The sequence below is a fragment of the Sorangium sp. So ce887 genome (assembly GCF_051521455.1).
GTDB lineage: Bacteria > Myxococcota_A > Polyangia > Polyangiales > Polyangiaceae > Sorangium.
Map to the genome: position 1 here is coordinate 6,289,744 of NZ_CP150354.1, position 13,511 is coordinate 6,303,254.

Annotated in this window: 10 protein-coding genes; 4 read left to right on the forward strand and 6 right to left on the reverse strand. The window is 74.9% G+C overall.

The window, feature by feature from the left end; all coding sequences use genetic code 11:
- Positions 1 to 10 precede the first annotated feature (10 nt).
- The 3 genes from WMF36_RS23175 (at position 11) to WMF36_RS23185 (ending at position 3,648) form a co-directional block, all read left to right on the forward strand.
- Positions 11 to 1,552, forward strand: a complete 1,542-nt coding sequence (locus tag WMF36_RS23175) for a vWA domain-containing protein (protein ID WP_437581809.1) — start codon at positions 11 to 13, stop codon at positions 1,550 to 1,552.
- A 110-nt stretch (positions 1,553 to 1,662) separates the two neighbouring features.
- Entirely contained in the window at positions 1,663 to 2,934 is a 1,272-nt protein-coding gene (gene mltG / locus WMF36_RS23180; protein WP_437581810.1) for an endolytic transglycosylase MltG, read from the forward strand.
- A 93-nt stretch (positions 2,935 to 3,027) separates the two neighbouring features.
- Positions 3,028 to 3,648, forward strand: coding sequence for a hypothetical protein (locus WMF36_RS23185; protein WP_437581811.1), 621 nt, complete (start codon positions 3,028 to 3,030; stop codon positions 3,646 to 3,648).
- Positions 3,649 to 3,660: 12 nt separating this feature from the next.
- Here WMF36_RS23185 and WMF36_RS23190 read toward each other — a convergent pair whose 3' ends face one another.
- From WMF36_RS23190 to WMF36_RS23200, 3 genes are read right to left on the reverse strand one after another with little or no spacing between them, the layout of a single operon-like run.
- A complete protein-coding gene (locus WMF36_RS23190; protein ID WP_437581812.1) occupies positions 3,661 to 5,106 on the reverse strand; it encodes a cation:proton antiporter in 1,446 nt (481 codons plus the stop codon).
- Positions 5,107 to 5,117: 11 nt separating this feature from the next.
- On the reverse strand, positions 5,118 to 6,422 hold the full coding sequence (locus WMF36_RS23195) for a cation:proton antiporter (protein ID WP_437581813.1): 1,305 nt from the start codon (positions 6,420 to 6,422) through the stop codon (positions 5,118 to 5,120).
- On the reverse strand, positions 6,419 to 8,584 hold the full coding sequence (locus WMF36_RS23200) for a mechanosensitive ion channel domain-containing protein (protein ID WP_437581814.1): 2,166 nt from the start codon (positions 8,582 to 8,584) through the stop codon (positions 6,419 to 6,421). Before WMF36_RS23200 ends, WMF36_RS23195 begins: the two co-directional genes overlap by 4 nt.
- 143 nt (positions 8,585 to 8,727) lie before the next feature.
- On the opposite strand from WMF36_RS23200, the gene WMF36_RS23205 reads away from it, so the two are divergent.
- Positions 8,728 to 9,828: a glucokinase gene (locus WMF36_RS23205; protein ID WP_437581815.1), complete on the forward strand. Its 1,101-nt coding sequence runs from the start codon at positions 8,728 to 8,730 to the stop codon at positions 9,826 to 9,828.
- A 45-nt stretch (positions 9,829 to 9,873) separates the two neighbouring features.
- Here WMF36_RS23205 and pgl read toward each other — a convergent pair whose 3' ends face one another.
- The 3 genes from pgl to zwf are packed head-to-tail and all read right to left on the reverse strand — an operon-like array spanning position 9,874 to position 13,289.
- A complete protein-coding gene (pgl, locus tag WMF36_RS23210) occupies positions 9,874 to 10,602 on the reverse strand; it encodes a 6-phosphogluconolactonase (RefSeq protein WP_437581816.1) in 729 nt (242 codons plus the stop codon).
- A 36-nt stretch (positions 10,603 to 10,638) separates the two neighbouring features.
- Positions 10,639 to 11,715, reverse strand: coding sequence for a glucose-6-phosphate dehydrogenase assembly protein OpcA (locus WMF36_RS23215; RefSeq protein ID WP_437581817.1), 1,077 nt, complete (start codon positions 11,713 to 11,715; stop codon positions 10,639 to 10,641).
- The gene (zwf, locus tag WMF36_RS23220; protein WP_437581818.1) at positions 11,712 to 13,289 is read right to left on the reverse strand and encodes a glucose-6-phosphate dehydrogenase; all 1,578 of its coding nucleotides are present in this window, start codon (positions 13,287 to 13,289) and stop codon (positions 11,712 to 11,714) included. The genes WMF36_RS23215 and zwf overlap by 4 nt, the downstream gene beginning before the upstream one ends.
- Positions 13,290 to 13,511 lie beyond the last annotated feature (222 nt).

Sequence of the window (13,511 nt, forward strand, 5' to 3'; positions counted from 1 at the left end):
TGGAGGAGCCATGAAGCCGACCCATGTCGCCCTGTTCTCCGCCCTCGGCATGATGTTCACGAGCCTCTCGGTCTACTCGCTCGCACCGTCCGGGGGCCGGGACGCGACGGAGGTGGCCACCGAGGTGACCGCCGAGCCGCCCCGCGTGGTCCCGGAGGTGGCGGGCGGCGCCGTGGCCGCGGTCGACCCGAGCCGCTTCACCGCCGGATCCAGGCTGATGCTGGAGGGGCGCGTCGGTCACGCCCGCCTCCCCCGCTCGGCGCAGGAGACGTTCCTGAGTTTCGAGGTCCGCAGCGACGGGTCGCCCACGAAGACGCAGGCGCAGGCGAGCCTCTCGCTGGTCATCGATCGCTCCGGCTCGATGAAGGGCACCCGCCTCGCCAACGCCGTCCAGGCGGCGACGACCGCCGTGAGCCGCATGAACGACGGCGACGTCGTGTCGGTGGTCACCTTCGACACGAGGACGACCGTGGTCGTCCCGCCCACGACCGTCGCGCCGGACACGCGCGGCCGCATCCTCGCGAGCGTCCGCGGCATCTCGCTCGGCGGCGACACGTGCATCTCCTGCGGCATCGAGGAGGGCCTCTCGCTGCTCGGACAGACGGGCGGCGGCGTGAGCCGGATGCTCGTCCTCAGCGACGGCGACGCCAACCACGGGGTCCGCGACCTCCCCGGCTTCCGCGCGATGGCGCAGCGGGCGCGCGACCGCGGCGTGAGCATCACGACCATCGGGGTCGACGTCGACTACAATGAGAAGATCCTGTCGGCGATCGCGCTCGACTCGAACGGCCGGCACTACTTCGTCGAGAACGACGCCGCGCTCGCGCGCATCTTCGAGGCGGAGGCGGAGCAGCTCACCGCCACCATCGCGAACGGCGCGGAGCTCGCGATCGATCTCGCGCCCGGCGTCACGCTCGATCGGGTCTTCGATCGCTCGTTCCGGCGGGCCGGCGACCAGGTCATCGTGCCGCTCGGCGCGTTCGCGGCGGGGGAGGTGAAGACGGTGCTGCTCAAGGTGCGCCTCGACGGCCTCGGCGGCGACGGGCGCGGCGAGTCTCCGATCGCCGACGTCGGCCTCGCTTACCGGGATCTCGTCGCGAAGACCGACGCCCGGTGCGAGGGCAAGCTCGGCGTCGCGCTCGCGGACCGCGACGCCGACGCGAGCGAGCTCGACGCGCTCGTCGCGGGGCGCGTGCAGCGCAGCGAGACAGCGGCGACGCTGAAGCAGGCCAACTTCCTGTTCGAGCAGGGTCGGCTCGACGAGGCGCGCAGCAAGCTCGACGCGCAGCAGCAGTCGCTGCGGAGCGCAGCCGACAAGGCGAAGCGCAGCGCGCCGACGAGCCGCGCGAAGGACGTGGCGTCCGATTTCGAGGGCCAGCTCGCCGCGCTGGAGCGGGCCGACACGGGCTTCGCCACGCCGCCGCCGGCCGCCCCCGCGAAGCCGGGCGGCTTCGCGCAGGCCCCGGCGGCGCTGCCGGCCCCGGCGAAGTCCCGCGAGGGCAAGGCCGCCGTCCGCCGCAACGAGGCGGACGCCTTCGATCTCGCCCGCTGACGCGCGGCGCGGGGCAGGCGGCGGCGGCGCGGCTGGCCGGCGCGGCTGGCCGCGCGCGCCGCAGCCCGGGCGTTGACGCGGGTCGGGCTTTCGGGTTTTGACTCCCGGCGGTGGGCGTTCGACCTAAGGCGAGCCGGCCGGGAAACCGACGGACGGGTGGCGACGGCGCGCAGGGCTCGCCCCCGCGCGAGCCCTCGCCGTCGACCCGGAAGACCACCCCTGCGCGGCGCGCGCGCGGCGCGGGGCAACGCGCGCCGGCGTCGCGACGCCCGGCGCGGCCCTGGCCGAAGCGCGGGCGGGCGCTGCTCCTCGGGCTCGCGGGCGCGCTCGCGGCGGCGGGCGCGGCGCTGCTCGCGCTGGTCATCGGCTTCGGGCGCATGAGGGCCCCGGACCGGGGGCGCGTCGTGGAGATCAACTGGCCGGAGGGGCTCGACGCGGGCGAGGCGGCCTCGCTCCTCTGGGCCGAGGGGCTCGTGGAGAGCGAGCGCGCGACGGCGCTGTACCTCGGCGCCACGGGCGGCACCGAGGGGTTCGTGCCGGGCCCGCACCTGCTCTTCGAGGGCGCGACGCCGCGGGAGCTGCGGCAGCTGCTCACGCGCGCGGAGGGGCGTCCCACGGCGAAGGTCACGATCCCCGAGGGCTGGAACCGCTTCGACATCGCGGCCCGGCTGGAGAATTTGCACGTCGCCGGCAGGAAGACGTTCCTCGCCGCGACCGCGGACGGCGCGTTCCTGGACGCGCTCGGCATCGAGCGCGGCGGCGCCGTGGGGGCCGAGAGCGCGGAGGGGTACCTCTTTCCGGCGACGTACGAGCTCGCGCTGGACACCGACGCGCGCGAGGTCGCGAAGCGCCTCGTCGCCGAGTCCGACCGGCGCTGGAGCGCGCTCGCGGGCGAGAGCAAGGACGGGCTCGCCGCGCTCCAGGCGACGCTCGGCTGGGGTCGCCGCGAGGTGCTGACGCTCGCCTCCATCGTCGAGAAGGAGGCGGTCGTCGCGGAGGAGCGGCCGCTCATCGCGAGCGTGTTCCTGAACCGGCTCCTCGATCCGGCGTTCCGCTCGCGGCGGCTGCAGTCCGACGCGACGGCGCTCTACGGCTGCGTCGCGTGGCCCGAGCAGGCGCCGTCGTGCGCCGAGTGGGGCGGCAAGCCCACGCCCGCCGTGGTGCGCGACCCGAGGAATCGCTACAGCACCTACGCGCACCCGGGGCTGCCGCCCGGGCCGATCGCCAACCCGGGGGCGCCGTCGATCGCGGCCGTGCTCGCGCCGGCGGCGACGAAATACCTCTACTTCGTGGCGGCCGGCGGGGGCCGCCACAGGTTCAGCGAGAGCCTGGACGAGCACAACGACGCGGTGCGGAAGCGGCGGGAGGCGACGGGGCCGTAGAGAGAGAACAGAAAAAACGCAAAGGCGCCAAGGCGCACCGCGCCGTCCGCGCTTCCTGGATCGCCGCGAGCCGCAGTAGATTCGCGCGCCATCATGCGCCGTCCCGCTCCGTTCCTCCTCGCGCTCTCTGCTCCCCTCGCCTTCGCCGCCGCGGCAGCAGGCTGCTCGCCCCGCACCACGCCCCCGAGCGAGCGCACCGACCGCAGCGTCGCGCCCCCGATGGCGGCGACGCAATCCGCGCCCCCGAGCGCCGCGCCGTCGCCGCCCTCCGCAGCCGCGAGCGCAGCTCCCGCGGCGAGCGCCGCAGCCTCCGCCGCGCCCGCCGCCCCCACCGCTAGCGCCGCTGCCGACCCGACGGCCCCAGCCGACGCCGCGCCGCTCCCGAAGGTGAAGGTCGCGAACATCGGCATGCACATCGGCGGCGGGCCGCACGACGACTTCACCAAGGAGCCGATCAAGCGCTCGGTCGCCCCCCACTTCGACGACTTCCGCCGCTGCTTCGCGCTCGCGGAGGACCCGGCGAAGGCCGGCGACTTCGGGATCGACCTGCGCATCGAGAAGGACGGCGGCAAGGCCGAGGTGCGCAAGCCACGGACGGCGCTCAAGGGCGAGGCGTTCACGACGTGCGTCGTCGGCGTCTTCGAGCGGATCGACTTCCTCAAGCCGAGGAAAGGCCCCACCGTGGTGAGCTACTCGCTCCGGTTCACCCCGTGAGCCGGCCGCAGATCACCCGTGGCGCCCGATGTTCGGCAGCGACCCGCGCGAGGCCTCGACGGCCGTCTCGCCGGCGCGGTCGAGCGCGTACTTGAAGAGGATCGGACCGACCACCTCGTTCAGCGCCACGCACCCCACGACGAGCGCGCGGAAGCCGGCGCCCAGGCTCGGGAACGCGCGCTCGATCGTCAGGCTGATGCCCAGCGTGAGCCCGGCCTGCGAGACCAGGCCGCACCAGGCCCACTTCCGGAGCACCGGCGGGTCGTCCGCGAGCCGGTTGCCGATCCGGCTCGCCACGAAGGTCACGAGGGCGCGCGACACGCCGAAGAGCAGCGCGACAGGCCACATCAGCCGGAGCAACGGCAAGTCGAGGTGCGCGCCCGCGGTCGCGAAGAACAGCACGAACACCACGCTCGCGGCGTCCTCGACGGCGTGCACCAGCTTCTCGCCCTGCTTCGACAGGTTCGCGACGACGAACCCGGCGACCACGAACACGAGCAGCGCGTCGAACCGGAGGTAACGCAGCACCTCCGTGGCGCCGAAGCCGAGCGCCACGAACACCAGGATGAGCTGCCGGCCGATGAGCCGCATGTAGGCCGCGAGCGCGAGCCCGAGGGTCGTGCCGATCGAGATGCTCCCGAGGATCTCGCGGCCGAGCAGCTCGATCTCGTGCATGGACATCGTCGTGCCCGGCTCGATGAGCGGCCGCACCGTGGAGAGCGCGATCGCCGTCACGACGATGACGATGATGTCCGACGTCATCACGAACGCGAGCGTGTTCATCGCGACAGGCCCCGTCGCGCGCGTCTGCGAGAGGATGCCGAGCACGGCCGAAGGGCTGCGGGTGACCGCGATCACGCCCCAGAGGATCGCCACGCCGAACGCCGCGGTGGTCGAGAGATCGGCGGCGAACGGGACGAGCGAGCGCGCGGCGTAGAAGACGCCGGTCATCGCCACGAAGACGAGGACGGTCTGGACGACGTTGTGCAAGAGGAGGCTCTTCAGGCTCTTCTTGACGATCTCGATCCGGAGCTCGGCCCCGCCGGCGAGCGCGATGAGCGCCAGCGCCAGCGCGTTGACCCGGGAGATCTCCTCGACGGCGTGGTGGTCGACGAGCTTGAGGACGTGCGGCCCCGCGATGATGCCCGCGAGGATGTAGCCCGAGAGGTGCGGCAGGCGGAGCGGCTCGACGAGCTCGCTCGCGAGCGTGCCGGCGAGCAGGAGGAAGCCGATCGAGGCGATGGTGCCCGCCAGCCCGTGGTCGTGGGGGACCGCGCGCGTCGTCGCGTAGAGCACCCCGAACAGGATCACCAGCGCGACCGCGTGCGTGAGGTGGTTCAGCGGCCCCTTGGGGGCCGACCCGTGATGGCGGGCGGCAGGCGGGCCTTGTGGCTCGGCGGGCCCGGCGGGCGCGGCGGGCGAAACGGGCCCGGCGTCAGGAAGTGCTGCAGCGCTCACGGTGACACCTCCTACCCCTCCCCCCGCCTGGCCGCGGACGACGGCGGGGCATCCCCGTCGCCCGGCGAGGCGTCACGCGCGGCGCGGGCCAGCCCGCGGCCGAAGAAGAGCGACTCCCGCTCGGGCGCGGCGAGCTCGCCGGCCTTGCGGAGCGTGGCGCGCAGCGCCTGCGGCCCGACGACCTCGCCGAACACGGCCGCGGCCGCCGCGGCGAAGAGGACCGTGTGCCCGACCGGGCCCGGAAAGCGCAACGCGAAGGCGAGGCCGACGCTCATGGCCACCGCGCCGGACGAGAGCAGCCCCAGGCCGAGCCACGGCGACGCGCCGCGGGCGTCCGGCGACATGACCCGGAAGACGAGGCCCGTCCCGAGCTTGCCAGCGACCCGCGCCGCGAGCGCGATCGCCACGATCCAGGGCAGGAACGGCGCCGCCTTCGGGCTCACGTACGCGCCCGCGAGCAGCAGCGCCGGCAGGATGACCGGCCGCTCGGTCGGCGCGACCATCGCGACGATCTCCTCGCGGTGCCGGGAGATCGCGGCGATGGTCACGCCCATCGCGAACGTCGCGAAGAGCGGCGACAGGCCGACCCGGGCGCTCGTGCCGATCGTCAGCAGCGACGTGCCGAGCAGCACGCCCCAGCTCTGGATCAGGCGGAAATCGCTGCCGAGGAGCACGACCGCGACGAGCCCGAGCACCACGCCGATGAGCGCCGTGACGATCGTCCACCCCCAGAACGGGAGCGGCCAGTGGCCCGTCGCCTGCGGGACGAGCGCGAACGCGCCGCCCATCATGAGCAGCGGCCCGAGGTCGTCGCAGTCGGCGATGTCGGCGATGAGGTCCGAGAGCCTGCCGCTCGCGCTGTAGCGCTGCGTGACCCAGAGCACGGCGTGCCGCGTCGTCTCGGCGGAGACGGCGCCCACGCCCGCCGCGAGCAGCACCCGGTCGCCGGGCTCCAGCGACGGCGCGCCGCGGGCCGCCGCGAACCACACCGCGGCGGCCACCGCGCCGCCGGTCAAGAGGCTCATCAGCACGCCGAGCGCCATGCGTGACGGACGGACGCGGCGGTTGCCGACGAAGCCGAAATCGAGGCCGACGATCATCGCGAGCCAGCCGAGCGCGACGCCCGCCACGGGCTCGAACGCGGCGAGCGACGAGGGCTCGAGCAGCCCGAGCGCCGAGGGCCCGAGCACGAAGCCGAGCACCACGTACTCGGCGCCCGAGGGGAGGCCGATGCCCCGCAGCACGCGGCCGCTGACGAGCGAGCTGCCGAGGTACGACAGCACGAGGAGCCCCATCAGCAGCCAGATGGCGTTCACGAGGCCGCGCCCCGGTCCTGCGGCGCGCTGCGCGGCGCGGCGCCGGAGGGCACAGGCGCGCGCCCGAGCGGGATGCCCGCGGCGAGCAGCGCCTGCGCCACGGCGGTGAGCCAGCGGCTGCGCACGTCGTCGCCGTCGCAGGCCATCGTGGCCCGGAAGTGCGCGCCCCCGTCGTCGATCGCGACGAGCGCGGCGCGGGCGCGGCTGCCGAGGCCCGAGCCCGTCTTCAGGAGCAGCTCCCGCACCCGCTCGAGATCGGCGGAGGGGTCGACGCTGATCTCGAGGGCCACGAGGGGAGGACGGCCGCGGACCCGCGTCGGATAGAACAGGCTGAGCAGGTGGGGCACGCGCACGACGCACCCGTCCTCGTCCTCGAGGCGCGCCTCGAGCAGCGTCAGCTCGCGGACCCGCCCGGACCGGCCGCCCACGTCGGCGACATCGCCGACGCGCAGGCGCCGCCCGAAGATGATCGAGAGGCCGACGGCCGCCGAGGCGATGAGCGGCGTGCCGGCGAGCCCGGCCGACGCGAGCACCACGAAGCCGACCCGCGTGATCGCCCCCTCGTCGGTGCCGGTGATGAGCGGCGCCGCGAGGAGCAGCGCGGCCACGAGGATGCCGAAGCGGACGAGGACCCCGGTCGCGACCGCCAGATCGGAGGGGAGCCACCCGAGCGACGTCTCGCCGCGGCTGACGCTCCCGAAGAACAGCCCCACGAAGCGGATGACGACGATGACCGCGAGCGTCGCGAGGATCGCGAGCACGAGCACGGGGACGCTCCGCGCGATGCGCCCCATGAGATCCGACATCGGCGCGAGCACGAAGCCGGTGAGCTTCTGGCTGTAGTTGCGCGTGGGCTCGAACAGGGAGAGCGCGAAGAGGATCCAGATGTAGGCGATGCCCAGCCGGACGAGGATGCCGGCGGCGCCGAGCGCCACCGAGAGCGCGCCCTGGGACGCGGCGGGCCGGAGCATCTCGATGCCGCGGACGTGCAGCGCCGGGAGCCGCTCCGGATGCTCGGCGACCCAGGTGCGCGCCCGCTCGACGAGCTCGCCGACCTTGCGGAGCAGGAGCAGCGCGATCAGCCCCGAGAAGACGAGCAGCGAGAACGAGAACACGCTCGTCGCGAGGCGGCTCCGGCTCTGCTCCTTGGCGAGGACGTCGCGCACCGTGGCGGCGACCGCGGCGGCGTGGACGGAGACCGTGGCGTTGCCCGCCGCGACGGCGTCCTCGGGCCCGAGGTGGATGAGCGGGCTCTCGCCGACGTAGACGATCGCCACGCCCGCCTGCTCGTCGACGCGGACCTCGGGGACCTGCTTCTCCTGGGCGGCGCGCTCCAGCACCTTCGCCGCCTCGCGGGCGCGCTCCGGGGGAGAGAGGCTGCCCCGGTGCACACGGACGGCGAACACCGTGCGGCCGAGCAGCTCGACGCGCGCCTCGGGCTGCTCGGCCGTCGGAGGCGGTGGCTGGGGGTCGGGAGCGGGCGGCTCGCCCGGGTCAGCGCTTGAAGCTGGCGGCGCGGGCGCGGGCTGCGCCGGCCGCGCGGGCGCCAGCACGACCTGCGCGGCCGGCGACGGGGCCGGCGCAGGCGACGACGCGACGTGCACGAGCGGCGGCTGCACGGGCGGAGGCGGCGCGGGCGCGAGCTGCGCCGCCGCCTCCGACGCGGCCTCGGGCGCGGGCGCGAGCGGCGCCGGCGTGGAGGCGATCTGAGCGGGCGCGAGCGGCGCCGGCGGCGCGGAGGTGACCGGCGCGCGCGGCGCCGACGCGGCCTGCGCGGGCAGCGGCGCCGACGCCGACGCCGACGCCGTCGCCGGCGCGAGCTGCGCCGGCGGCGCGGAGGTGGCCTGCGCAGGCGGCGCCGGTGTGACCTGCCCGGATCGCGGTGCGACCTGCGTGGCGGATGGCGGCGCGGAGACGACCGGCGCGGGCGCGCGCAGCGGCGGCGTCACCGGCGCGCGCGGCGGCGGCGGCGGAGGCGGCGGCGGCGGCGCGCGCTGCTGCGACGGCGTCGCGGGCGCGCCCTGCGCGAGCTGCGCGAGCGCGGGCGCAGGCGACGGCGAGAGCTGCGCGAGCGCGCCCGGCGCCGCCTCGGCGAACGCTGGGCCGGCGGGAGAGACGAGGCCGGCAAGCGCGACCAGGCGCGCGGGGAACAGCCGCTGCACGCCGGCACTCTCGACCGGAGGCGGGGCCCCGGTCAAGGCGGGACATCGACGAGGGGCCTCGTGAACCACGGGGCGTCGGCGCCGGTGCGATCGCTCGAGGCCCGAGGGCCGCTCGAGACGATCGCATCGGCCGCGCTCGCCCGATGACGGATCGCCTTGCCGCCGACGCAGGGCGCTGGCAGGGCGCCCGCGTGGCAAGGACCAAGAAAACCGTGGCCCCGTCGCTGCTCGTCGGCGACATCGGAGGCACGAACACCCGGCTCGCGCTCTACGACGCCTCCGGCGGCAAGCCGCTCTCGGAGGCGGTCTTCCGCAGCCGCGAGCACGCGAGCTTCGAGGAGATCGCCCTCCCCTTCCTCGTCCGCAGCGACGCGCCCCACCCCGCGGTCGCCGTGCTCGGCGTCGCCGGCCCCATCAAGGACCACGCCGCCACCGTCACGAACTTGCCCTGGCGCCTCGCGGAGCGCGAGCTGTCGCGCCGGCTCAAGATCGCGCGCGTCCTGCTCGTGAACGACCTCGTGGTCGGCGCCCGGGGCTGCCTGCACATCCCTCGCGCCGCCGCCACGCCGCTCACCGAGCATCGGCCGCGGCCGAAGGGGAGCAACCTGGCCGTCATCGCCGCCGGCACCGGGCTCGGCGAGGCCCGGCTCATCTGGGACGGCGCCCGCCACCTGACGCTCCCGACCGAGGGAGGTCACGCCGACTTCGCCCCGCGCTCCGCCCTCGAGACCGAGGTGTGGCAGTTCCTCGTCGAGCGGCACCCGGATCACGTGAGCTACGAGCGGGTCCTCTCGGGCGACGGGCTCGGCGCCCTCTTCGACTTCTTCGCCGCCCGCGCCGCCCGCGTGCCGCGCGCGATCGAGCGCCGCCTCGCCGAGGGCGACCGCAACGCGGCGATCTCCGAGCTCGGGCTCACGCGCGCGTTCCGGCCCGCGGCGCGCGCGGTCGACCTGTTCGTCGAGATCTACGGCGCCGAGGCGGGCAACCTCGCCCTGCGCGAGCTCGCGCTCGGCGGGGTCTTCGTCCTCGGCAACATCGCGAGGAACCTCGTCACCGCCCGGCGCGAGCTGTTCATGAAGTCCTTCCTGAAGAAGGGCCGCCTCGCGCCGCTCCTCGCGGGGGTGCCCGTCGCGGTGGTCACCGATCCCCTCGTCGGCGTCCGGGGCGCGCTCACCTTCGCGAAGGAGCTCGCCGCGCAGACCGACGAGGCGCCCCGGCCCGGCGCGTCGTCCAGGAAGCCCTGAGCGCAAGCGCCGGGCGAGCCCGGGCGCTCCCTGCCCGGGCGCTCCCTACCCGGCCGGCGCCGCCGCCGCGTCGAGCAGCCAGACGAGCTGTCCGGCCCCGCCGCGCACGACGCGCGTCGGCACCTCGTCGGCCGGCCCTGGCCGCTTCGCCTGCTCCAGGACCGCGCGCTTGCTCGCCCCGCGCGCGAGGAGCAGCTTCAGCCGCGCCTCGCGGATCACCGGGGCCGTCAGCGTCAGCCGCGGCTCCAGCCCCTTGTCCGGCTGCGCCGGGATCGCGGCCACCAGGCGATCCTCGATGCCGACCGCGCCCGTCCCGGGGAAGAGCGACGCCGTGTGCGCGTCGTCGCCGATCCCCAGCGTCATCAGGTCGAACGCCACCGCCGACGCGACCCCGAAGCGCGCGCGCAGGAGCTGCTCGTAGCGCGCCGCGGCCCCGGCGAGATCGGGCGCCTCCCCCTCCATCCGGAAGAAGCGCTCCTCCGGGATGCGCGCCGCCGCGAGATCCCGGCGCGCGGCGCCGTAGTTCGAGCGGGGATGGTCGGGCGCGACCGCGCGCTCATCCACCCAGAACCACTCGGTCTGCGCCCACGGGAGCGACAGCGCCGCGAGCCGCTGGTACGCTTCCGACGGCGTGCTCCCGCCCGACAGCGCGATCCGCGCGACGCCGCGCGCCTCGATCGCCGCCGAGATCGCGCGCGCCATGAGCTCCGCCCCGAGGCGCGCGAGCTCCGCCGCGTCCGCCGCGACGCACGTCTCCTCACCACCACCGTTCATCTCGGTCCTCCTCATCTACTTCTGCTCCGGGCCTGCTCAGAGGGCGCTCCACGCCGCGGCGGCGAGCACCGCCTCGCGCAGCAGCCGATCGCCCTCCAGCGAGTCGATCGTCTTCGTCAGCACCCACGTCTCGTCGCGGTAGCCGAGCGGGTGGAGGTGCTCGGCCGACCGCGCCCCCTCCATCGTCCACCGCACCGTGGCGGGCGCCTTGTCGAGCCGCACGCACCCGAGCGCGAGCGGCTCGCCGCGCAGCGACGTCCAGAGGCGCACGCCGTCGATCCGCCGCCACGCCTGCTCCTCCGCCGGCGGCCCGTCGACCAGCGCGATCTCGATCGGCGCGCCGTCCGCCGCGCGGGCGCGGCCGACCACGCCGGCGCCGCCGGATTGCGCCGGCCCACGCGAAACGAACGTCCATCCGAGCCGCGAGCCCATCCAGCCGAGGAACAGCGCCGCAGGATCCGGCTTCGACCCCGCGCTGCGCGCGATCTCCACCCGCCGGATCGCGCGGCACGCCTCCGGCATGTCGTCGAAGAACCGGGCCACGAGCTCGCGGAACGAGAACGTCCGCACGTACGCCCGGTCCGCGAGCGGCGCCCTCGTCCCGCGCGCCACCTCCGCGATGCGCTCGATGCACGTCTCGGCCGAGTCGAACACAAGCCGATCGCAGATCGGCGCGAGCGCGTCGCCGAGCACGTTCGGCGCGCCCGGCGCGAGCTCGACGATCACGGCCACGTCGGAGATCGTCAGCGCGCTCACCACCGACGCGACGCGCTCGGCGGCGGCCACCCCGAACGTCAGCTCCACGCGGTCGTAGCAGATCGGCACCTCCCCGGCGCGGCGGCACGTGGCCGACCAGTCGGCCTGGACGCTCAGCGGATCGAGCCGGTCGTCGAGCGTGATGAGCAGCGTCCGGCCCGCGTGCGTCTCGGCGAGCTCCTCGGCCTGCTCCTTCAGGCGCTCGACCTCGGCGCGGCTGCCCACCGCGACGAAGTTCATCGTCGACGCGCGCGTCTTCGGGGCCGGCTCCGGCCGCGACTCGTCGGGCGCCGACCAGAACTCGGCGAGCTCCGCCTCGACCCGCTTGATCACCGCGGCGATGCGCTCCGCGCTCACGGCCGCCTCCAGGCCCGCTCCGAGGGCTTGCGGTCGCCGCGCGAGCCGCACGGATCGGACGTCGGCTCGACCAGGGCGTCGGCCTCCGGCGGGCCCCAGGTGCCCGCGGCGTAGCGCGCGATCGGCGCGTTCTGCGTCCCCCACCCCTCGAAGATCGGATCGACGAAGCCCCACTGCGCCTCGACCTCGTCGGCGCGCGTGAACAGCGTGGCGTCGCCGCGCAGCGCGTCGAGCAGGAGCCGCTCGTAGGCCTCGGGCGTGCTGGAGCCGAACGCCGCGCCGTACCGGAAGTCCATCGTCACGCCGCGGATCGCGATGCCGCTGCCCGGGATCTTCGCCGCGAACCGGAGCGAGATGCCCTCGTCGGGCTGGAGGCGCATCACGAGCGCGTTCGGCTCGTCGGTGGCGCCGGGGGCGCCCTTGAACAGGCCGTGCGGCAGCGGCTTGAAGTGCAGCACCACCTCGGCCACCCGCTTCGCCAGCCGCTTGCCGGCGCGCAGGTAGAACGGCACGCCGCCCCAGCGCCAGCTGTCCAGGTGGAGCTTCATCGCGACGTAGGTCTCGGTCTTCGAGTCCTTCGCCACGTCGGGCTCCTCGGTGTAGCCGGGGACCTTCTCGCCGCGCACGATGCCGGGCGCGTACTGGCCGCGCACCGTCGACGACAGCACGTCCGGCCCCTCGATCGGCCGGAGCGTCCGCAGCACCTTCACCTTCTCGTCGCGCACCGCGTCCGCGTCCCACGACGACGGCGGCTCCATCGCGACCAGCGTGAGCAGCTGGAGCGCGTGGTTCTGCACGATGTCCCGCGTGATGCCGACCTTCTCGTAGAACTTGCCGCGGCCCTCGACGCCGATCTCCTCGGCCACCGTGATCTGCACGTGATCGACGTGCTGCCGCGACCAGAGCGGCTCGAAGATCGTGTTGCCGTACCGGAAGACGAGGAGGTTCTGGACCGTCTCCTTCCCGAGGTAGTGATCGATCCGGTAGATCTGCGACTCGGCGAGGTGGGCGAGCAGGTCGCGGTTGAGGGTGCGGGCGCTCGCCAGGTCCTCGCCGAACGGCTTCTCGACGACCACGTGCTGGAACGGCGCGTCCTTCTCGTGCGACGGCGGCGCGACGAGGTTCGCCGCGCGCAGGCCGCGCACGATGGGCGCGAACTGGTCGGGCGCGACGGCCAGGTAGAAGACCCGGTTCTTGCGGGTGCCGCGCTCGGCGTCGAGCCGCTCGAGCTCCGCGGCGAGCCGCGTGTAGGTCTCGGGCTCGTCGAACGCCCCCTGGACGTAGCTGATGCCCTTCTCCAGCTCGCTCCAGGCGGCCTCCTCGATCGGGCGCCGCGAGTACTTCCCGACCGCCTCGCGCATCTCCTGGGCGAAATCCGGTTTCGGACGCCGCGCCACGCCGACCACGGCGAAGCCGCCGGTCAGGAGCCGGCTGAGCGCCAGGTTGTAGACCGCGGGCAGCAGCTTGCGCCGGGTCAGGTCGCCCGAGGCGCCAAAGATGACGAGCGCCGCCGGCGAGGCGGTTCGCTCCTCGGGCATTCCTTCGCGAAGCGGGTTCTTCTCGGCTTGGGTCATGGTGGATGAGCTCCGGTCGGTGACGACGGGCACGATGCTCGCGCGCCTCCGCGGCGTAGGCTAGCTCCGATCGCGCCGGCGGAAGGCCGAACGGCGCGCCACGACGCCGCTGACGATGGCGGCGCGCGGGCGTGCGGGCGGAGCGCCGAGCGGCGCCGAGCGTGCCCGCCGGCTCGCGGCGCCCTTCCATCCGAACGCGACCGGTACTAGGCTCCGCCGCGC